This window comes from Pseudomonas sp. PAMC25584, from assembly GCF_058135675.1.
Genome location: NZ_CM176870.1, coordinates 3,152,469 through 3,174,078 on the forward strand (window position 1 = coordinate 3,152,469; position 21,610 = coordinate 3,174,078).

The 21,610-nt window shown below is 59.8% G+C and carries 18 protein-coding genes and 1 pseudogene; 1 reads left to right on the forward strand and 18 read right to left on the reverse strand.

Translation table 11 applies throughout. The features are described 5' to 3' along the window. Positions 1-33: 33 nt before the first annotated feature. From tssH to tssA, 8 genes are all read right to left on the reverse strand, one after another. Positions 34-2,766: a type VI secretion system ATPase TssH gene (tssH, locus tag ACS5Q8_RS14375; RefSeq protein ID WP_465159062.1), complete on the reverse strand. Its 2,733-nt coding sequence runs from the start codon at positions 2,764-2,766 to the stop codon at positions 34-36. Beyond that, complete coding sequence (gene tssG, locus ACS5Q8_RS14380) at positions 2,767-3,774, reverse strand: type VI secretion system baseplate subunit TssG (protein ID WP_465159063.1); 1,008 nt, start codon at positions 3,772-3,774, stop codon at positions 2,767-2,769. Then, the gene (tssF, locus tag ACS5Q8_RS14385) at positions 3,738-5,453 is read right to left on the reverse strand and encodes a type VI secretion system baseplate subunit TssF (RefSeq protein WP_426099794.1); all 1,716 of its coding nucleotides are present in this window, start codon (positions 5,451-5,453) and stop codon (positions 3,738-3,740) included. The genes tssG and tssF overlap by 37 nt, the downstream gene beginning before the upstream one ends. Positions 5,454-5,456: 3 nt before the next feature. Then, positions 5,457-5,876 carry a type VI secretion system baseplate subunit TssE gene (gene tssE / locus ACS5Q8_RS14390; RefSeq protein ID WP_247397922.1) on the reverse strand — a complete coding sequence of 140 codons (420 nt, stop codon included), beginning with the start codon at positions 5,874-5,876 and terminating at the stop codon, positions 5,457-5,459. 70 nt (positions 5,877-5,946) lie between these two features. Beyond that, on the reverse strand, positions 5,947-6,435 hold the full coding sequence (locus tag ACS5Q8_RS14395; RefSeq protein WP_020291465.1) for an Hcp family type VI secretion system effector: 489 nt from the start codon (positions 6,433-6,435) through the stop codon (positions 5,947-5,949). A gap of 159 nt (positions 6,436-6,594) precedes the next feature. Then, entirely contained in the window at positions 6,595-8,079 is a 1,485-nt protein-coding gene (gene tssC, locus ACS5Q8_RS14400; RefSeq protein ID WP_276193000.1) for a type VI secretion system contractile sheath large subunit, read from the reverse strand. Between the two features lie 3 nt (positions 8,080-8,082). Beyond that, positions 8,083-8,580, reverse strand: coding sequence for a type VI secretion system contractile sheath small subunit (gene tssB, locus ACS5Q8_RS14405; RefSeq protein WP_247397917.1), 498 nt, complete (start codon positions 8,578-8,580; stop codon positions 8,083-8,085). A gap of 98 nt (positions 8,581-8,678) precedes the next feature. Continuing rightward, positions 8,679-10,235 (reverse strand): type VI secretion system protein TssA, encoded by a 1,557-nt coding sequence (gene tssA / locus ACS5Q8_RS14410; protein ID WP_426099795.1) that lies wholly within the window; start codon positions 10,233-10,235, stop codon positions 8,679-8,681. A 638-nt stretch (positions 10,236-10,873) separates the two neighbouring features. Here tssA and ACS5Q8_RS14415 point away from each other — a divergent pair. After that, the gene (locus tag ACS5Q8_RS14415; RefSeq protein ID WP_276193003.1) at positions 10,874-11,929 is read left to right on the forward strand and encodes a helix-turn-helix domain-containing protein; all 1,056 of its coding nucleotides are present in this window, start codon (positions 10,874-10,876) and stop codon (positions 11,927-11,929) included. Here the strand turns inward: ACS5Q8_RS14415 and ACS5Q8_RS14420 are convergent. From ACS5Q8_RS14420 to ACS5Q8_RS14465, 10 genes and pseudogenes are all read right to left on the reverse strand, one after another. Then, on the reverse strand, positions 11,923-13,200 hold the full coding sequence (locus tag ACS5Q8_RS14420) for an MFS transporter (RefSeq protein ID WP_465159064.1): 1,278 nt from the start codon (positions 13,198-13,200) through the stop codon (positions 11,923-11,925). The genes ACS5Q8_RS14415 and ACS5Q8_RS14420 overlap by 7 nt on opposite strands. 281 nt (positions 13,201-13,481) lie before the next feature. After that, entirely contained in the window at positions 13,482-14,552 is a 1,071-nt protein-coding gene (locus ACS5Q8_RS14425) for a protein-glutamate methylesterase/protein-glutamine glutaminase (RefSeq protein WP_276193007.1), read from the reverse strand. Continuing rightward, positions 14,549-15,061 carry a chemotaxis protein CheD gene (locus ACS5Q8_RS14430; RefSeq protein ID WP_276193008.1) on the reverse strand — a complete coding sequence of 171 codons (513 nt, stop codon included), beginning with the start codon at positions 15,059-15,061 and terminating at the stop codon, positions 14,549-14,551. The genes ACS5Q8_RS14425 and ACS5Q8_RS14430 overlap by 4 nt, the downstream gene beginning before the upstream one ends. Further along, a complete protein-coding gene (locus ACS5Q8_RS14435; protein WP_426099797.1) occupies positions 15,045-15,857 on the reverse strand; it encodes a CheR family methyltransferase in 813 nt (270 codons plus the stop codon). Before ACS5Q8_RS14435 ends, ACS5Q8_RS14430 begins: the two co-directional genes overlap by 17 nt. Further along, positions 15,854-16,375, reverse strand: a complete 522-nt coding sequence (locus ACS5Q8_RS14440) for a chemotaxis protein CheW (RefSeq protein WP_276193010.1) — start codon at positions 16,373-16,375, stop codon at positions 15,854-15,856. Before ACS5Q8_RS14440 ends, ACS5Q8_RS14435 begins: the two co-directional genes overlap by 4 nt. 61 nt (positions 16,376-16,436) lie before the next feature. Then, positions 16,437-16,943 (reverse strand): chemotaxis protein CheW, encoded by a 507-nt coding sequence (locus ACS5Q8_RS14445; protein WP_276193012.1) that lies wholly within the window; start codon positions 16,941-16,943, stop codon positions 16,437-16,439. 3 nt (positions 16,944-16,946) lie between these two features. After that, positions 16,947-18,089 (reverse strand): methyl-accepting chemotaxis protein, encoded by a 1,143-nt coding sequence (locus ACS5Q8_RS14450; protein WP_465160363.1) that lies wholly within the window; start codon positions 18,087-18,089, stop codon positions 16,947-16,949. Then, positions 18,066-19,121 (reverse strand): annotated as a pseudogene (locus tag ACS5Q8_RS14455) (MCP four helix bundle domain-containing protein); the annotation flags it as partial. The pseudogene ACS5Q8_RS14455 and the gene ACS5Q8_RS14450, both read right to left, overlap by 24 nt. Continuing rightward, a complete protein-coding gene (locus ACS5Q8_RS14460; RefSeq protein WP_247396045.1) occupies positions 19,118-21,256 on the reverse strand; it encodes a chemotaxis protein CheA in 2,139 nt (712 codons plus the stop codon). The gene ACS5Q8_RS14460 and the pseudogene ACS5Q8_RS14455, both read right to left, overlap by 4 nt. Before the next feature lie 4 nt (positions 21,257-21,260). Further along, positions 21,261-21,578, reverse strand: coding sequence for an STAS domain-containing protein (locus tag ACS5Q8_RS14465; protein ID WP_276193014.1), 318 nt, complete (start codon positions 21,576-21,578; stop codon positions 21,261-21,263). Positions 21,579-21,610: the final 32 nt, after the last annotated feature.

Genomic DNA, 21,610 nt, shown 5'->3' on the forward strand with positions numbered 1-21,610 from the left:
TCAATCCTTGTTCTTCAATCGGTAAACGAGCGGTCACTCTAGGGGTTCAAGCAGCGCTTCACGCTCGGGTAAAGACCTGATTCCATCGGTTTCTTGCGGGGTAATGATCCACTCGCCGCGCGCATCCACTGCCACATGCAAGCCGGCCAGCGGACGCTGATCGGCAATCGCCCCCAGCAACACGTCAGACAAACGCGGCGTCAGGCTTTTGCGCAAAATGAAGTCGATATTGCGCGCCCCGCTCTCCACTTCCGTGCAGCGCGCGGCGATGGCGTCGGCGACCTCGTCTGCAAACGTCAAACGGACTTTCGACGACGCCAGCAGGCGCTCGCTGAGCCGGCCCAGCTTGAGGCGCACGATGCCCGCCAGTTGCTCGCCACCCAGGGTGAAGAACGGCACGATGGTCATGCGCGCCAGCAGCGCCGGTTTGAAATGCCGGGACAGGGTCGGCCGGATCTTTTCCGCCAGGGTGTCCGGATCGGGACGCCCGTCGACGCACAGGTTCTGGATCTCTTCGGTGGCCAGGTTGCTGGTCAGCAACACCACGGTGTTGGAAAAATCGATCTGCCGCCCTTCGCCATCGGACAGGCTGCCCTTGTCGAAGACCTGATAGAAAATGTTCACCACGTCCAGGTGGGCTTTCTCCACTTCATCGAGCAGCACCACCGAATACGGACGCTTGCGCACCGCTTCGGTCAACATGCCGCCCTCGCCGAAGCCGACATAGCCGGCGGGCGAGCCCACCAAGCGGCTGACAGTGTGCTTCTCCTGGTACTCGCTCATGTTTACCGAGATCATCGCCTGCTCGCCGCCGAACAAATGTTCGGCCACGGCCAAGGCGGTTTCGGTCTTGCCGACACCCGAGGGCCCGACCAGCAGGAACACGCCCAACGGCTGTTGCGGATCGCGCAGGCCGGATTGCGCGGCCTTGAGGATTTCTGCGATCTGCTCGACGGCGGTGTCCTGCCCGCGAATGCGCATCTTGAGGTTGTCGGCCAGGGCCAATACGCCGCCCGCCGCATCGCGCAGCACTTTGCCCAGCGGCACGCCGGTCCAGTCGGAGACGACCTGGGCAATCGCATCGGGGCTGACTTCAGTGAACAGCAGCGGCGCGTCGCCTTGCAGCGCGGCCAGGGTTTCACGGGCCTGATCCAGCTCGGCCTGGCGTTCTTCCAGCGATGCCAGTACCTGCGCAACCTCGCCTTCGGCCGGAACCGGCAGATCCTGTGCTTGCAGGGTCAGTTGCTTGCGTGCTTCAAGGACGCGCAGCGCCGCGTCACGCTCGGCCAGCCAGCGGACTTCCAGCGCAGCACGACGTTCGTCGATGTCGGCCTGTTCGTCGGCGATATCGGTCAGGCGCTGGTCTTCCACGGGGAAACCATTGCCACGGTCGCGCTCCAGGGCGCTCTGTTCACGCGCCAGGCCGGACAACTGCCGCTCCATGCGCTCCAACTCGGCAGGCTTGATGCCCAGGCCGATCCGTACCCGGGCGCTGGCGGTGTCGAGCAAGTCCACGGCCTTGTCCGGCAGCAAGCGCCCGGTGATGTAGCGATCCGACAATTCGGCGGCGGCAACGATAGCGTCATCACGCACGCTGACACCGTGGACTTTTTCGTAGTGGCCCTTGAGCCCGCGCAAGATCAACACGGCGGTTTTAACGCTCGGTTCGTCCAGTTTGACCAGTTGGAAACGGCGCGCCAGGGCCGGGTCTTTCTCGAAGTACTTTTTGTACTCCGACCAGGTCGTGGCAGCGATGGTACGCAGCTCGCCACGGGCCAACGCGGGTTTGAGCAGGTTGGCCGCATCCGAGCCACCCGCCGCGCCGCCGGCGCCGATCAGCATGTGCGCTTCATCGATGAACAGGATCACCGGCGTGGTGGACGCCTTGATCTCTTCGATGACGCCCCGCAGGCGGTTTTCGAACTCGCCCTTGACGCTGGCGCCTGCTTCCAGCGCACCGAGATCCAGGCTGAGCAGGCGTGTGTTTTTGAGGAAGTCGGGGACTTCATTCTGGCTGATCAACAACGCCAACCCCTCTACCACGGCGGACTTGCCCACACCTGGTTCGCCCACCGCGATGGGGTTGTTTTTACGCCGCCGGGCGAGGATGTCGATCATCTGGCGAATCTCATCATCGCGCCCGAAAATCGGGTCGATGCGCCCCGCCACTGCCTTGGCGGTCAGGTCCTCGCAAAAGCGCGCGATATTGTCTTCGGCAGCGGGCGCAACACCGCCAGCACTGCCCAGCGAAGCGGAGGCCGTGCCGGTCTGCAGGCTGTCCAGCGGACCTTCACTGGAGCCGCCCAACAGCTGAGCAAACTCTGCCGTCAGGGCATCGGTGGAAATCGGCTTGAGCAGTTCGCCATAACGGGTGCCGGCGGTGTAGTAACCCAGACGGGATACCAGCGCCAGCAACAGCGAGCCGCCACGAATCCGCCCGGTGCCGACCACCAGCGAGGCAATCAGCCAGGCGTCCTGAATCCACTCAGTGAGCAGGCCGGCGAACACCGGCCGCCCGGGGTTGCCGTTTTTCAGTTGCGCCAGGCCCTCATCCAGCAGCGCACGCAGGCGCAGCGGATCGATCTCGAATCGAGCGAGGATGCGCGTCGTATCGGCGTCCGGATCTTCCAGCAACTGGCGCAGCAGGTGCTCCAGGGAAATCTCGTAGTGAGCGCGCGCCAGGGTCTGGCCCGCCGCGTTCTCCAGGGCCTTGGTGCTGTACACATTGAGCCGTGCAAACAGCGGTTTGAGTTCTACCTGAATCATCTAGCGAGCCCTCTCTTCGAGCATTGGTCCGTGTTCGGCCGTCAGCATGAATACAACATCGTCCTGTGTGTCACCGTCGCCCAGCCAGGTATCCAGGCCCAGCCGCTGCCAGCCGCCCCCCAGCGAAGCGCACTGCTGCTTATCTGCCGCAAGCCGCATGACCAGTCGGCTGCGTAGCGGTGTCTGCAGATACAATCCCACCAACCGTTCAAGCTTTTGATACAGCGCTTGCCCCGGCAATAACCCGTGAAAATCCGCGCGACTCAGTGACGTCAGGCGGATATCCAGCGTGCCGCTGCGGTCCATGACTTCACGACCGAGCAGGCTGTTTTCGCCCAACACACCGCACTGCATGCCCAGGTAAGTGCGCGCCGCACGGTCGATGCGCAGACGCGTCTCGACACACGGCACGACTTCCACCGCGACATCACCGAGCACGGCCTTGACCAGTTGCTGCAGACCCAGGGCCGAGCGCGGGTACTGGTTGAACAAACCGGCATACCGCAGCAAATCGTTGGATTGATCGCGCTGCTCCGGACGCGCGTCCGCAATGCCGATCAGCGCCTGCAACTGACGCAGGCTCTTGACGTCGCGCCGCTCGGTAATGTCGATCCAGATCCGGTGCTTTTCCCAGGCACGGAACAGCAACGGATAGAGCGAGGCATGCAGGATGTCGAGAAAGTCACGTCCCGCAGAGTGGCCCAGCAGTTGCTCGTCGATCAGGTCTTCGGTGTAAAACGTCGGCAACGGCGAGGTGACGCCATACAGACCGAAAAAGTTCGCCTCGATCCGATAGCGACCGTCGCCGTCCTGCTCGATCCCCTCGATATCCCGCAGCGGAAACCCAAGCCCCAGACGCGGCCGGACCCGCACGTTGTCGACGAAGCCTTTTTCGCTCGGGAAACGTAACCGCAACAGGCGCAAGGCCTGGAAAAACCCGAACTCGCCGCCGTCATCGAGCAGCGGATCGATCACAACAGGCGTTGGTGCCCGATCTTCGCTGGCCATTTCAAGGTCTCGTGGTTGACGCTGTCGAACAGCGTGAAAGCGGTAAAGCTGTTGATGGCCGTACAGCCGGCGAAAAACTCATCGAGCACACAACCGAACAGGTAGAAATTGCCGGGGCTGAGAAAATAGTCGCCCCGGCACTCGACCCGGACCTCACTGCCTTCGATCGGCAGCCCACGAATAAAGCGCCGCTCGTGACTGACGGTGACGTTTTCGATGGCATCGATGCGGCGCTGGTTGGCGTCCTGGGCACCTTCGCCGACACTGGGCAAATACAGCGCGAGCAGGCCGCGCAGGTAGTCGCGATCGGCCAGGCGGAAGTGGTTGGCATTGAGCTGCGAGAGCATGCGCCACAGCAACTTGTCGTCGAACTTGGGCGGCTGGCACGGGGTAATGCCACGGATGCTCTTGAACTCGACCCTGGGCGGTGTGTTGTCGGTAGGCTGGTTCAAATCCCCCAGGCGCAGGCTTTCCGGCAACTTGCCATTGGTGCAGAGCAAGCCGATGGACAAGGTCATCTCGCCCGGCACTTTGCCTTCGCTGTAGGGCAGGCTCAGATAGTGGTCATAGCCTTGGGCATCGATGCTCGAGGCGCGGATGCGCAGGTTATACATGTCGCGCTGCGAGAAGGTATTGAACGGTTCTAGCAGCCGCTCGCCGCCTGCGGCGGAATAAGCACTGACCTTGAGCACCGAATGAATCCGCATGCTCATGCGCTGGCCATGGTCGGCAGGCTGGATGCGATAGTCGACTTGCTTGTGGTCGATGCGCAGCGGGTGCGCGTCCTGGGCGAACAGATTGATCGCTGGCGTCACCCCCAGCAAAAAGCTGTTGGCCGACAGATTCGGTGCCCAGTCCGGCAGGTTTTCGAACATCAGGCGCACGCTGAAACGCCCGTCGGCGCCTCTCGCTCGCCATTGTTTGAACCCGCAAAGCTCGATAAACAGGAATTTCTCGGGCAGCGCGAAGTATTCCTGCAGGCAACGATAGGCCGGGTGCGCGGTATCGGGAAACGGCAGCAAGGTGTTGCTCGCATCGAATCCCAGGCCACGCAAATGGCTGGCCGGCAGGATGGTCATGGGCTGCTCTTGGGCGCAGATACGAATCTCACGCAGGTTGAGCTGCAGCAGACGCAACAACTTGGAGCCATCGGCCAGGCCATCACCCAGATAGAAACGCAGGCTGTCGGCCAGCCAGCTATTGGGATCGGCGGTGGTAAAAGCGAAGTCCAGAACCAGGCTGCGCTCTTCACCGGCGGCGCCGTCCCAGCGGCTACCGAGCAATTGCAACGGCTCCAGATCGACCGCCGCGGTGCTGCGAAAGCGCACGCGCTGGCCATCGACCGGCACCGAGGCAATTTCGCATCCGGGCTCGATACGCGAGACCTCCTGCAATGCCCCACGCGGCTGAAATTGCAGCAGCGTCAGGCAGGGCAAGGGTTGCAGGTAATGGGGATAGAGCAGCTGCGCCAACTCTTGAATGAACTCGGGAAACTCGTCATCCAACCGTTGGCGAACCATCCCGGTAAGAAACGCCACGCCTTCGAGCAAGCGCTCGACATCCGGGTCATTGGCCGAGTCCACCCCCAGCAGCGGCGCCAGGGCCGGGTTGCGGCGAGCAAACTCATCGGCCAGACGTCGCAGTTGGTTGAGTTCATTTTGATAATGGCTGTTGAGCATGACTTAGTGCATCGCCAGGGACACGCGACCGTCCGAAGACACCCGCGTTGCCAGGTGAATGGGAATGTCCCGATCATCGATCGACACCACGCCTTCAAGACTGAAACTCAGCGACAACACTTCCTGGGCGCCTTCGGCGACCAGGATGCGCGGCGATTTCAAGCGAGGCTCGTAGCGGGCGATCATGCGAGTCATGTTCTCGATTATTTGCGTGGTCTCGCCGGTCGCAAACGAACCGGCCAGATTGGTGAAGTCGGGTACGCCAAACTCGGCGTCGATAGGCACGCTGCCGCGCCGGGTATTCAAAATGCGTTGCAGATGCTGGACAATCGACTGCGTCAACACTTCCGCCTGGGTCAGGTGCGTGCGACCGGTTTCGACCTGCAGGCTTGTGATGCGCTCCAGCAATCGTTTTTCTCTCAACGCGGTGTACCTTCTGCGATAGCAAGAACGCCGCCCTGGAACAGGGCGGCATTGAACAGTCGAGCCTGGCTTACGCTTTTGGCGCCAACCACGAGTCTTCGGCTTCGATACCGTCCGGAACCCAGGTCCAGACGATTTTTTCGTAGGTGATGCCGATGTCTTCCATATGGCCCATTTGCTTGAACTCAGGGTTCAATACGTTTGGCACCCAGGTGTGGGCCGAAACGAGCACGGCATTGCTCAGGGTGATGGTGTAGTACTTTTCTTCGGTGCCTTTAGGCGAGATCCGATAGAACTCCAGCACAACAGACTTGAGCTGCTCGCCGGAAGTCAGGGCTTGCAGCAACTTTGGAGAGGACTTGTCGATTTCTTTGGTCAGGGTCATGCCCTGGTGAACACGCTTACCAGCAGGCAGGCCGGTCTGCGGATTCTTCGGAATATCGATCAGGTGTTCGACGGCCTGAACAAGGATCATTCCTTCATGACCGGTAACGGTGCTGGAACCTTCGATCTTGCCTTGGTTCTGGCCTTCGATACTCAAGTAGCATGGCATTGGCATAACGTGTACTCCGGGGTTAATCAGTTAGTTTTCAGGCATCGATCAAAGCCTCTGGCCCTGTCTCGCTGCGTTGAATCCATCTTATGGAAACGCCGAGGCAATGACCCTCGGGTGAACACCTGAATGGGCAACGGCTGCGTTGCCCATTCGCGCTTCCGATCAGCTCTTGTCGAGCTTGCCCACCAGCGACAGCGTGAAAGACGCGCCCATGTACTTGAAGTGCGGGCGAACTTTCAAACCGACGCGGTACCAGCCTGGATCCCCTTCGACGTCGCTGACGGTAATGTCCGCCTGACGCAGTGGACGACGGCTGCGCACACCGGCCGCGGGGTTATCCATATCGGCCACGTACTGGCGAATCCAGGTGTTGAGTTCTGACTCCAGGTCGCCGCGCTCTTTCCAGGTACCGATGTTTTCGCGCTGGATGACCTTGATGTAATGGGCCAGGCGACTGACTACAAAGATGTACGGCAGTTGGGTGCCCAGTTTGTAATTCAGCTCGGCTTCCTTGCCTTCTTTGTCATTACCGAAGAACTTGGGCTTCTGGCACGAGTTGGCGGAGAAGAACGCCGCGTTGTCGGTGTTCTTGCGCATGGTCAGTGCGATAAACCCCTGCTCGGCCAGCTCAAACTCGCGGCGCTCGGAAATCAGCACTTCGGTCGGGATCTTGGTCTGGGTTTCACCCATGGCTTCGTAGTTGTAGATCGGCAAATCACCGACGGTGCCGCCACCCTGTGGGCCAATGACGTTGGCGCACCAGCGGTACTGGGCAAAGCTGTCGGACAGGCGACTGGCAAAGGCAAACGCGGCGTTGCCCCATAGGAAGTCCTGGTTACCACCCCCGACGTTTTCGTTGTAGCGGAACGTCTTGGCGGGAATCGTGTCTTCGCCATACGGCGTGCGCAGCAGGAAGTGTGGCAACGTCAGGCCAACGAAACGCGCGTCGTCGCTTTCGCGAAAGGCGTTCCATTTGGTGAACTGCGGGCCCTCGAAGACGGCTTGCAGATCCTTGAGGTTGGGCAGGTCGGCAAAGCTGTCGATGCCGAAGAACTGCGGTCCGGCCGAGGCGATGAAGGGCGTGTGAGACATCGCCGAAATGGCCGCGACCGATTGCAGCAACTTCATGTCCTGCGGGCCCGGGTTGAACTCGTAGTTACCAATGATCGAGCCGAACGGCTGGCCACCGAACTGGCCGAACTCTGCGGTGTACACCGCCTTGTACAGACCCGAACGGGTGATCTCCGGCGCATCCTCGAAATCTTCGAGCAGCTTCTCTTTGGAAACGCTGAGGATTTCCAGCTTGTTGTTCTCGCGAAAATCCGTGCGGTCGACCAAAAACTTCAGCGAGCGCCAGGACGATTCCAGCTTCTGAAATTGCTGGTGGTGAATGATCGCGTCGACTTGCCGACACAGCTTGGCATCCAGCGTGGCGATCATGTCGTCGATCAATCCGGCGCTGACCTTCTCGGACTGCCGGGCAGGCTCAAGCAGCTCGGCGACAAAGGCTTCGAGGCCCTGACGGGTGACGGCATACGCCTCGTCGCCCGGCTTGACGCGAGTCGCTTCCACCAACTGATCCAACAGGGAAACCGACTCGACCGCCTGGCCGGTGGCGTTCGCTGCCTGACTCTTTTCTTCGCTCATGGGTTATTCCTTGTCCTTTACGCCGAGTTCCGAGAGCAAACGCTCGCGGGCACCGTCATCGTTCATCAGGGCCTGAAGCTGCTTGCGAAATTCCGGCAAATTGCCCATCGGCCCTTTCAAGGCCTTGAGCGAATCACGCAGGGCGATCAGCTGCTGCAACTCGGGAACCTGGGCCACGATGGCATCCGGCTCAAAATCGCGAATGGACTGGAAGGTAAGCGATACCGGGAGCTGCTCGTCCTCTGGCGCGTTTTCCGCCAGACGATTGGGTACCGCCAGCTGCAGGCTCAGGTTCTGGCCCTTGAGCACATCGGTGAAGTTGTCTTTGTCGACGCGGATCGGTTTGAGGTCTTCAACCGGCGTATCGTCTTCACGCAAGGTGAAATCGCCGATCACCAGTTGCTTGAGCGGCAGCTCGACCTGTTCCTGCGCGCCGCCGGTGTCAGAGCTGTAAACAATATTGACGCGCTCTTTAGGCGCGACCGAACCTTCACTAGCCATTAAATCTCACTCCTGTTTACCGGACTCGCTCAACGCAGCCGTTAGAAAACTCATGGCATGGATATGCACACGCCTGCCAGGTATTGCCTGTTGCTCATTCAACTTGCCGGCTCGCTGGCCAAACGCCAGAAAGCCGGCAAATCCATTGCTGCCAACTGTTGCCCCCACAACGCTCTCGAACCGCCGTCTTCATGCGCCAGGGCCAACTCCAATAACGGCCGGACCAGATCCGGCTCCCAACGATCGAGGCCCTGCTCCGTCGCTTCCTGGAGCAATACATCCACGGCCACACGCAACTGCGCGCGAGGGTCGAAACGCTGTAGCAAATGGCATTGGGCGGCGCGCAGGCGAAACCGCTCGCGGCCGCTGCCAGCCTCTCGCACGGCAGCCTGCAACCGCGCCAACGCTTCGTTCAAACGGCCTTGCGCGGCATCACGCCCGACCTCGTCGATCAGCGTCTGCAGCCCATCCGTGGCGCCGCTGCTCGTCGCCGGTGCCAAACCTTCGAGCCAACTGCGGGTTGCGCCATCGGCGAACGGTTGGCCGTCGGCGAATGTCAGCTCGACCAGCGACGGCAAGCGCGCCAGAAAATGCCGGGTTTCCAGGGCCAGGCTGGCGGCACCGGCCATCGCCGCCGAACCCAGTCGTGAGAGCGCGGCATGACTGGCCCGATTGAGGTCCAGCCAAAAGGGATAACTCGTCAACCGACCTTCGCAAAAGCGCACGATGTCCAGCGGCTCGCCAGCGCTTTGCAAGCGACTGAAACCTTCGAGTTCCGCGTCCGAAGGCGGCGGCAGGCGCGTCGTGTAGCCTTGCGCAGGAGGTGCTTGCTCCAGGGTCGTCCAGGCTAATTGGCGATTGAGGCGAAACAGCAACGGCAAGGTCGCTCGAGACTCCAGACAGAACCCCACCAGCGGCGCAAGCGAAGCAAACACGCTATTGACCGCGCTCTCGATGGCCTCATCGCTCTCAAGACGGCCCAATGACTGAACCGGCGCGAGGACCAGGGGCGGCACAGGGGCCGAGGGGGCATGCGCAACCGGCGTCGGGATCGCGGTAGGCGCATCGACTGCCGGCAGCACCGCCTCTGACGCAACGGCTGTCGGCTCGGCACTCGCTTGCACCGGCAGCTGCGATAGACGACGACGCAACGCAAAAAAGCTTGGGCCATCGGCGTCACGATCGCGCCAATGGCTATCGATAGCGTCCCAGTCTTCGAGCAACTGCGCCAATTGTTCTCCGGGCACCGCTTCGAAGCTGCCTTCAAGCTTCACTGCGAGCCACTCGAGCATCCACTCGGCCTGGTTGCGCCGGGCACGCAATCGCGCCGGCGGCGGGGTCAGGGTCTCCCAATACAGCTCAAGCATTTCGCGCACTATATGCACGCCGGTCGCCAGGCCGGAAACGCCTTGCAGGGTGGTCCAGGCACATAACAACCAGACCGCTGCATTAAAATCCTTGCCCTCTTCTCGAAGCACTTTTACACAGGCATCGGCGACTTTCTGCCAATCCACTCCGGACTCGGCGTGGATATTGTTCAATTTATCCACTTCAATTTGCGCGAGCGAAAAAGCCGCGCCTTCCCGCGGGTTGGCGCCAGCAGGCTGCGTCAAATTGATCGCAAACGAACCTACTTCCCAGTCGGCGCAACTCATCCGTTACTCCTTACTTCAATAGGTTGTTTGATACATCGTTGCCGCGTAAAAACTGGCTGCCGCTGCGCGGTTGATTGCTGCAGCGGTCACGATCTTCATTGATTGATCCAAGACCTGAGATTCCGCCAGTCAGTGCTGCAATCCTCTAGGCCGAAGCCTCGATCGTTGAGCTGCCGGACAAGCATGTGTCAGCCAAGACGTCGGGGCCATCGGGTGAACACCTGAAGTACTCACCGGTTGAAAGTGCCCTTTCAGATCATCGCGCCGAAAATAACAAGGCCAATACCGAGCGGACTTTGCTTGAGAAACAAGCACACGCGTTTACAGCGTGCGAAGCCCATAAACGCTGTTAAATTCGAATTCGTATCAATCTATCAAGCGCGCTGCAGATGGCTTGACCCTGCGTTGCAACTTTTCAACTATTTTCAGGCGCCCTGCCGCGGTCTTGCCGGCGCCTGAAAGTACGCAACAAGTTGGATACAAAGAGGGATTGTCATTACTTTCGGGAAAAAACCGGCTATAAGGAGAACGACACCCCATTCTGACGGGCTGCCGGTAGGCAGCGTGGACATATAGTGGGTAGATACAACGCCTGTTCACGGGTCGATAACCTAGGCTTTCCGGGCTGTAGTGAATTCATGAACAAATCAGCTTCAGTCATATACGCCCCTAAACATTTCGCCTCCAGGCATGCCCACGATCACTTTGAGGTCAGCGCCGAGCCGGTTGCCAACCAATTGCTGGCCTGGCGTGATCGGGTCGGGCACGTCATTGACGTGCTGCCTACCTCCCAGGCAACCACCACGCACTTCAACGCGAGCATTGACCGCTACACATTGGGTGATCGGGTCTTTACCGACTGCTCGAGCGACGCCTTGTTGCTGGAGCGTTCGATTGCACGCATCTCGACCGACAAGGTCCGGGACTATGTGTTTCAGGTCTTCACCCAAGGCGCAATCGAGTCCATTCGAGGCGGGCCACAGGAACAAGGCACATCCGCCATCGCGAGCATCGTTGCCATGGACATGAACCAGCCGATCAGAATGAGCCGGGGGTGTTGCCGCGTATTGACCTTCTTTGTCGCGCGCCCGGTCGTAGAGGCGGCGCTGCCACATGCCGAGTCGATCCACGGGCGGGTCTTCGAGAATACGACGCCTATGACCCAGTTGATGATCGACCATGTCGAGGCGTTTTCAAGAAAACTGCCCGCTATGACCAGCGCCGAGGCCGCGTCGACATTCGATACTGCCGTTCAACTCATGCTCGCGGCATTTTCGAAACAGGCCAAGCTGGGTGGGCACGCGCGGGCGGCAGCGCGCAGCGCGATGTTCGATAAAGCCAGGCGTTATGTGCAAAACAACCTGTATCAACCCTGGTTGACGCCAGAGTACGTGCTGATGGCCATGCAGCTACCCCGCGCCACGCTCTACCGTCTGTTCCAGCATGAGGGTGGATTGGGTCGCTATATCCTCAACTGCCGCCTACGCGAAGCGGCAGACGAACTGGTGCGCTATCCGGACCGCCAGGTGATTGAGATCGCCTACAGCCTGGGGTTTAACAGCGCATCGGCGTTTACCCGCGCGTTTCGTCGCCGCTATGACCTGGCGCCGCAGGACCATCGCCTGATGGCGGCACAGCGCATGGGCAAAGTTATGCCGGGTAACCGTAACGTCGCCGGCTGGATTGATCAGTGAGCCGGCGAGCGGGATGGAAACTTCACTAACGCGAACAGGCTGACCAATAGCGCACCCAGCAGATACCAGGCAGGCGCCATTGGGTTCTGGGTAATGCCGATCAACCACGTCACAAAAAACGGACAGAACGCCCCAAAGATCGTCACGCCGAAGCTGTAGACCATCGACATCCCAGTGGCACGATGATGCGCCGGAAAAGCCTCCATAATCATCACGGTGGCGACACCGTTGTTGCCCATCGCTACAGCCGAATAGACGCAGATAATCAGCAAAGAGGCCAGCTCGCCAACACCATGGGTCAAGGCGAGAAATACCGGATAAACCAGCAGGATGCTGATGATCATCGTCACGTATTGGGTGGGTTTGCGTCGCGGCAGCCGATCGGCGAGCCGGGCAAACAATGGCGCGGCGATGAACAGCACCGCACTGGAAAAGCACGCCGAGAGCAAGCTCATCTTCGGCGACATGCCTAACGTGCGGACCAGATAGGTCGGCATATAGAGCACCATCAGGTAGATGCTTGCGGTGGGGGTTGCCATCATCAAAATCCCCAGCAATAGCTGGGCTCGGTGGCTTTTCAGCAAGACACGCAGCGACGGTAGCTGGATACCGCGCCGTGCTGTCTCCACCATATTGCGCCGAATGAACCACCCAAACGGCGCGATCAAAAGCCCCAGCACGAAAGGGATGCGCCAGCCCCAGGCCAACAACTGCTCGGGCGTCAGCAACGAGGTCGTTGCGGCACCGACGACAGCCCCCAACAACACTGCGGCAGCCTGGCTGGCAGAGCGCCAACTGACCAGGTAGCAGCGTTGATTGCGGGCCGCCAGCTCCATCAGCACCACCGACGACACCCCGATCTCCCCTCCGGTCGCGAACCCCTGCAGCAACCGCGAGACGACCAGTAACACCGTTGCGGTGACGCCGATAGAGGCATGAGTCGGCATGAAAGCGATCAAGGCGGTACCGGCTGCCATCAATAAATTGGTGACATTCAAACCGGCTTTTCGCCCTTTGCGGTCTGCAAGGTTGCCGATCACGATTGCGCCCAGCGGGCGCATCGCGAAACCGATGCCAAACGTCAGCAACGCCATCAGCAACGAGGCGAAGGAACTGTCCGATGGGAAAAAAAGTTTGCCGATGATCACGGCAGAAAAGCTGTATACCGTGAAGTCGTAGATCACCAGGCCATTGCCAATGACTGTCGCCAGTATCACTTTCTTCGATTGCCTGGAGGCGACCGGACAATCGCCAGTTTCAAATTTCGACATATAAACGCAAGTCCCGTCGAATAAATCAAAGCACGCTGGGTAGCGAACAGGTGGGCAAACAAGGCCCCTCCTGGGCACGTACCGCGCTAAGAGCCGGAGAGACTGGCTATCGGCCATATAGCGCCGTCCTGGCGCGTGCATCCTACGGAACAATGTCAGGCTTGTATGTAACCTGTTTATAACGCAAGCACACGTGTATCCCCGGTGGCTTAGCATTTTTTACAGCCGCCCCGCGAACCTCCTCGCCTTCATTTGGCGCGCCAGGCCTACAGCCGAAACAGTCAACGACGCTGATGCATGGATTGCAGAATCGCCGCAGCAATATGCTCAAGGGGCAATTCACGCTCCACCGCCCCCAGCTTGAAGGCTTCCTTGGGCATGCCGTACACCACACACGACTCTTCATCCTGGCCGAGGGTGCGGGCACCGTTATCGTGCATCTCCTTCAGGCCACGGGCGCCATCGTCCCCCATGCCCGTCATGATGATGCCCAGCGCGTTGCCCCCGGCACTGCGGGCAACCGAGCGAAACAGCACATCCACCGACGGGCGATGTCGGCTGACGGGAGGGCCGTCGACAATTTCAACCTGGTACTGGGCACCGCTGCGCTTGAGTAACATGTGCCGGCCACCGGGTGCGATCAATGCACAACCCGGGACGACTCGGTCGCCATGCTTGGCCTCTCTGACCTCGATCTCGCACAGCCGATTGAGGCGCTCGGCAAACGCCGCAGTGAAGTGTTCGGGCATGTGCTGCACAATCACGATGCCTGGGCACACCCTGGGCAAGGCGGTCAACACCAGCTCCAGGGCTTGAGTCCCGCCCGTGGACGTACCGATGGCGACGATGTTTTCGGTGGTGCGCGCCATTGCCTGAGTGCTCGCCGGCAGTATGACGTCGGCATTCAGCTTGACGGGGGCTCGCTCCCCGGACGGCACCATACGCTTCATGTTGGCCCGGGCTGCGGCCTTGACGGCACCGGCCAGTTCATCGGAACTGTCGGTCAGAAACTGGCGCAAATTCAGTTGTGGCTTGGTCACGATACTGACCGCACCGGCAGCCAGTGCCTGCATGGTGGTGGCCGCGCCCTTCTCGGTCAACGTGGAGCAGATGACCACCGGTGTGGGGTGTTCTGCCATCAGTTTCTTGAGGAACGTAATGCCATCCATCCGTGGCATCTCGACGTCCAGCACAATGACATCCGGCCATTGCTTGTTCATTTTGTCCATGGCGAACACGGGGTCGGCCGCCGCGCCGATCACCTCAATCGCGGGGTCTTGTCCCAAGGTCGCGGTCAGCACCTGACGCACCACGGCGGAATCATCAATGATCAGCACTTTGATAAGGCTCATGTCGCACGCTCTCCATGAGGGCTGCTTTGGGGTTGCGGCAGGGCCAGGTAGTTGAGCGCAATGTCGCCATTGGCGAGATCGAACACCACGGTCCGATAACCCACGCCTTCCACGTGGAAGTTTTGGCAGTGCAACTGATGTAAATCGAGCAGGTACCTGGCTTGCTCGACATTGCGTTGCCCGACGTAATGATTGTCCGGACGCACAAGCCCTGGAAACATGTTGCCACCGCCAAATACGCTGATTCTGAACTCGGCTGGCTTGGCGTTACTCGCGTGTATTCGACCGAGCAACAATTGGAACGCCTCATCGCCGTAGCGACCATCCAGGCCACCTGAATTCGCCGCTGCGCGCTGGGGCAGCAAGTAGTGACACATGCCCCCCAACAAATGCCGCGGGTGCCAGAACAGCAAGGCCACACACGAGCCCAGCACTGTACGTAGCCGAATCGCGCCTGCACCGAAAAACCAATCGCCGGGATTAAGGAAAATCTCACGGGAGTCGGGCATGTGGCCTCCGGTAGATTGAAGGCTTGACCAGCCGCAGTTCATCGGTGACGCCATTGAGGCTCTCCGAGTGGCTCACCAGAAAGTACCCGCCGGGCTTGAGGTGGCTGACCAGCCGTTTGACGACCTGGACTTTGGTATCGCTGTCAAAATAGATCATCACGTTGCGCAGGAAGATCACGTCAAACATCCCCAGTTTGGGCAACGGATTATTCAAATTGATGGCCTGGAAATCGATCCGCGACGCCAGCGCCGGGTCGACAATGAAGCAACCGTGGTTGGCGCCAACCCCCTTGAGGCAATATTTGTTGAGCAGTGCTTCGGGTATCCCACGTATAGCTTCCAGGGGGTAACGCCCTTCGCGGGCCTTGTCCAACACGCGGCTGCTGATGTCCGACGCCACAATCTCCCAGGGCCGGCCGGCGAGGTTGTCCGCCAGGACCATCGCCAGGGTATAGGGCTCTTCTCCGCTTGAGCAGGCGCCACTCCATACGCGCAAAGGCCCGCTGCCGCGTAGTTCGGGAAGCGCCACGTCGCGCAGGAAGTCAAAATGCTTGGGCTCGCGAAAGAAGTAGGTTTCGTTGGTGGTCAGCATGTCGACCGCCACCTGTAGTTCCGTACTGTCCTTCATCAACACCTTGTAGTAAGCGCCGTAGGTATTGAGCTTGAACACTTGCAGGCGCTTGGCGAGCCGAGCGCTCACCAACTGTTTTTTGGCATCGGACAGGCTGATGCCCGCGATTTGGTGAATGAGGGTGCGAAATTGCTGGAACTCGGCGTCGGAGAGAATCACGTTCATAACGACGTGCCCGAGGATTCAAGGCTTGCCAGCGCATCGACCTGTTCCAGGGACAACACCCGACCGATGTCCAGCAGCAGTACGAAACCGCTCTCCAGTTTGCCGATACCCAACAGAAAATCGGCCCTGACATCGGTACCGAAATTCAACGAGGGTTCGATGTCCTGCTCGGCGATTTCAAGGACTTCGCTGACCGCATCCACAATGATGCCCACCGGCTTGCGCACGGCATTGGTCTGTACCTCAAGGATCACAAAGCAGGTTTTTGAGGTCTGCACCGTGCGTTCGCCGCGAAAGCGCACGCCCAGGTCCAGTACCGGCACCGCAGCGCCTCGCAGGTTAATCACGCCGCGTATGCTGGGGGGTAACAACGGCACGCTCGTAATCGGCCCATATTCGATGATCTCTCGAACATTGAGCGTACCGACGGCGAACATCTCATTGCCCAGCTCAAAGGTGAGGTATTGGCTGGGGCTTGAGGCCGTGGAATTGCGTGGACTTTCGATGGATAGCGCCATGATTCACCTCGGATCAATTACTTTCCGGTCGCGCCTGGAGGCGCGCCCGTATGCGTCACGGTCACATCAAGCCGGCCATCTCATCGACACACAAAACATGCTCAATTTGCAGCAGCGTGACAAACTCGCCTCGCACCTTGGTCATCCCGCGGATGAAGTCGGTACGAATATGGTTGCCGAAAGCTGGGGCGGGTTTGATATCGATATCGAGTATCTCGATCACTTCACTGACCGAGTCCACCACCACGCCCAAGACCTGGGACTCGCCCTCCTTCGCCGCCTCCAGAATGACGATGCACGTTCGGTTGCCCAATACCGTCACCCCCTTGCCGAACCGCGCCTTGAGGTCTACGACCGGCACCACCGAACCGCGAAGGTTAATGACCCCTCGCAGGAACGACGGCATCATCGGCACGGTTGTCACCTGGTTGTATTCGATGATTTCACGAACACTCAGTGTGTTGACCGCATACATTTCCTGAGCAGCCAGGAAGGTCAGGTACTGCAAGGGTTCATCGACTTGCAGCGCTGGCTCACTAGTGCCTGGCGTAACGGCTGAGGCACTCATGGGTCAACTCCCGAAGCGGACGAAACCGCCCTCCGCCGAACGGCTATCCTGGTCAAACGTGGACGCCGCACGGCTGACGACGGGCATCGAGACCGCCCGCCCGGCACGCTTGCTCTGTACGGTGAAAAAGCCCATCAACTCCTGCAACTGCTCGGCCTGGCCGCTCATCTCCTCGGCCGTTGCCGCCAGCTCTTCGGATGCCGACGCGTTTTGCTGCGTCAGTTGGCTCATCTGCGACATCGCGCTGTTGATTTGCTCGGAGCCGATGGATTGCTCTTCCGAGGCGGCCGCAATTTCCTGCACCAGATCCGATGTCTTGGCAATCGACGGCACAATCTCGTCAAGCAGGTTGCCCGCCCGTTCAGCCAAGGCCACGCTGTTCTTGGCCACTTCACTGATTTCCTGCGCGGCAATCTGGCTACGCTCAGCCAATTTGCGGACTTCTGCCGCGACTACCGCGAACCCTTTGCCGTGCTCGCCGGCACGCGCCGCTTCGATAGCCGCGTTGAGCGCCAATAGATTGGTCTGGTAGGCGATGGAATCGACGATGCCGATTTTTTCGGCGATGGTCTTCATCGCCGCCACAGTGTCCTTCACGGCTCGACCACCTTCAGAGGCTTCCTTGTTGGCTTTGCCTGCCATGCCGTCGGTGACCTTGGCATTTTCGGTGTTTTGGGCAATGGACGCCGACATTTGCTCCATCGACGCCGAGGTCTGCTCCACCGATGCGGCCTGTTCGGACGCCGATTGAGCCATGCTTTGGGCCGTGGCGGAGATTTCCTCAGACGCACTGGACAGCGAGTCAGCCGAGCCGCGCACTTCGCCGATGATTTCCGAGAGTTTTTCCACGGTACCGTTGACCGAGTGCTTGAGCTCCAGGAACTTGCCTTGATAGTCGCCGGTAATGGTCCGGGTCAGGTCGCCACTGGAGATCGCCGACAACACATCCATGGCTTCGGTAATCGGCACGATGATCGCATCCAGCGAACCATTGATACCCAGGATGATGCTGCGGAATTCACCCTGATGCCTTGCAACGTCAGGACGGGTGTCCAGTTTGCCGATCAGCGCGCTGTCGCTGATCTGGCGGGTGTCTTCGACGAGCGCCAGGATATTGGCCCGCAGTTGCTCGATGTTCTCGTTGATAAAGGCTTTTTTGCCAGGGAATCGCTCAAGCGGTGCCGACAAATCACCTTCGCCGAAGGAGCGGATACACGCCATGGCTTTTTTCTTGACCGCGATGTGGCCGTTGACCATATCGTTGATGCCCTGGGCCATGGAACGGTAACTACCATGAAAGCGGCCGGCATCGATCTGTACGTCGATGTCGCCCTTATCGTGTTCACTGGACATACGGTCCATCTCAACGGTCAATTCATTCAAGCCCGCTCCCAACTGCTGCATGCTCGCCATCAGGCTGGTGGTGTCACCCGCCTTGAGCGTCGCCTTTGCATTCAGCTCGCCGGCGGTTAGACGTGCAGCAAAGGCTCGAACCACCGAAGGCTCAGCACCGAGCTGGCGCATCAGGTTACGCCCCAGCAAGCCTCCGATGAGTACGCTAGCCAACAGGGTCAGGCCGCTCACCAACAGGATGATGTAGCGCGCTTTTTGCTCGGTGGCGGTGGCGAGCAATTGGCCCTTGCGACCCAGCTCCAGGTTGTAGTCGCGCATGTCATTGATCGTCGCCAGCACCGAGGCCTGTAAGGGCTGGCTTGCCTCAATCAAGGTGCGAGCCGAGGCGTGATCACCGCCATCGATTAACTTGTCGAAATGCGCCTGTAAGGTGGTGAACTCACCCAGACGCCCGCGCAGTTGCGTCAACAGCGACGCGTCATGATCGTCGGTAATCAACTCGGCCTGATACTGATCCAGGGCTTTGCCGATTGAGCTGAGATTCTGTGCCACGCTCTGCGAGTAACTCGGGACGCTATTTTTTTCGGAATCACTCAAGCGCTGCCATTGCAAGGCGCGAAGGTCGGTGAAGGCCGCTGCGGCACGATCTATTCCCAGCAAGCTGGGCACTGTGTTGACGTTGGCATAACTGGCGCTCGTATTGATTTCACCGGCCAGATATAAGCTGGTGCCGCCCAACACGACGACACCCAGCAATGCCGTGAAAACCAACAACATGATGTTTCTGATAACGGTCATGGCGAGGAACTCCTGATGACGCTTCATTGAGTCGATAAAGGACTTTGAATCGAGCGGTGGGTGGCGTCCTTGGCAACGAGTCCTAACAAATTGGGTATATCCAGAATCAGGGCGACAGCTCCGCTGCCAAGGATGGTGAACCCGCCCAGTCCATGGGCCTCACCAAACACTTTGCTCAATGGTTTGATCACGGTTTGGAACTCCCCCTGCAAGCGATCGACCACCAAGCCGGCACGCATGCCTGCGTATTGCACGACGACCACGTTTTCGCGGTTACCTCGAGGCTCTTGCACGTCAAACATGTCGCGTAGCCGCAAGATCGGCAGCACCTCTCCCCGCAGGTCCAGGTAGCCGGTTTCGGCCCCCTGCCCAGGCGCCAGCTCGATGCACTCCTCCACCATGTTCAGCGGAATGACATAGGAGGCCTTGCCCACTCCGATCAGAAAACCGTCGATGATTGCCAGCGTCAGCGGTAGACGAATCCGTACCGTCGTGCCCCGCCCTTCTTCGCTCTCGAGACTCACGCTGCCGCGTAAAGCCGTGATATTGCGCTTGACCACGTCCATGCCCACGCCTCGGCCCGACAGGTTGCTGACCTGGTCGGCCGTGGAAAAGCCCGGCTCGAAAATCAAATTCAGAATGTCTTTATCCGCCGGTTGTTGGCCGTCACCCACTAGGCCACGCTCGCGGGCCTTGGCCAGGATTTTGTCCTTGGCCAGGCCGCCGCCGTCATCCGAGACCTCGATTACAATGCTGCCGGATTCGTGATAGGCATTCAGGCGCACCGTGCCCTGGGCAGGCTTGCCCCGTTGCAGGCGAATCGACGCGGGCTCGATGCCATGGTCCATGGCGTTTCGCACCAGATGCGTCAGCGGGTCGCCGATACGCTCGACGACCGTCTTGTCCAGCTCGGTTTCGCCACCGCCGATGTGCAGCACGATGTCCTTGCCCAGCTCTTTGGAGACGTCCCGTACCACCCGCTGGAAACGCGTGAATGTCGCGCCGATCTGCACCATGCGCAGGGTCAGTGCCGAGTCACGCACCTCCTCCACCAACCGCGATAACAGACTGGTGGCTTCGATCATCTCGCCAATCCCGCTACGCACCGCCACCAGGTTGGCGCCGGCACCGGCAATGATCAGCTCTCCGACCAGGTTGATCAGTTGATCCAGCTTGGCCGCGTCGACCCGAATCAGATTGCCTTCGTTGCTCGCCGCGCTCTTGGCGGCCTTGATCAGCGGCGTGATCGAATCCTGCGGTGCATCAAGCTCGCCGTGCGTCTCGGCCGGTGCTTGCTCGCCCTCTTGAGCGACGAGCAAGGCCTGGGATTCAGTCAATGTGCCGCAACGAACCAGCAGCTCGAGCAGCTCGGCGTTGTCTTCGGGCAACGCGTCGAGATGCGCGCGACACGCTTGGACAGTCGCTTGCGGTGCGAGGATCTGTACGAGCGCGTCATCGCGAACAAAATCAAAGGCGCCGTCGATGACCTCCCGGGAGGCGTCGCTGGCCAGCGCGAGCTCAAACCCCAGGTAGTTGGTTTCCGGGTCCATTGAGGCTATCGGTGGCAACGCCTCGAACAGGGTGACGGTATGTAGCAAACGCCCCAACGTGCTCAGGTAACGCAGGAACGCCAAGGGGTCCATGCCGTTGCGCAACACATCCGGGCCAAAGCGCAGGGACAAATGCCAGTGGCCGGGACTGTCGCCGCGGTCATCCGCCGCAGGCCTATTATGTTGAGGCGCGGGCGAAGCAGTCGGTACCGAGCCTTCCAGATACAGAGCGAGCCGCTCACCCAGGCGTTGGCCCTGGACCTGCAACGGTTCGTCCAATCGATCAAGGTTGCCATCTTCGGCCAGCAGGTCGATCAATTGGCCAATATGGTCACGGGCGTCGAGAAACAACGCACTCAACGCCTCGTCGACGCGCACTTCCAGGCTGCGGACCCGATCCAGGACGCTTTCGGCGACATGGGTGAACTCAACGATGGGCATCAAGCCAAACAAGCCGGCCGAGCCTTTGATGGTGTGGGCCACACGGAACAGGCCGTTGATGGTATCCAGGTCCTGCGGCGACTTCTCGATCTGCAGCAGCGCATCTTCCATTTGCAACAAAAGCTCGCGACTCTCCGCAATGAAGGTCTGCAGCACGTCATCCATGTTCATACGATCATGCTCCAAGCGACTGAGCGAAAGGCGGATTGGCGAAGTAGTCGTCAAGACCGCTGAGCCGTATTGCTTCGATCACGGCCACACTCGGGTTGCTCAGCAACAGCTGCGTGCTCCCTTTGAGCGACTCGCGTTTGATGAGGATCAACAGTTGCAAACCGGCGCTGTCCAGTTCGTCGACATTGGACAAGTCCAACTCGACCTCATGGGCCAGCGGAAACAACGACAACAACAGGTCTTTTTGTTCAGTGGCCGTGTAGATCGTCAGGGGGCCTTCCATGACCTGGATTCGACGCAGCATCGGGACGGTGCTTTTCATGGAAACCTCCTGGTCAGCGGTCGCTGGCCATC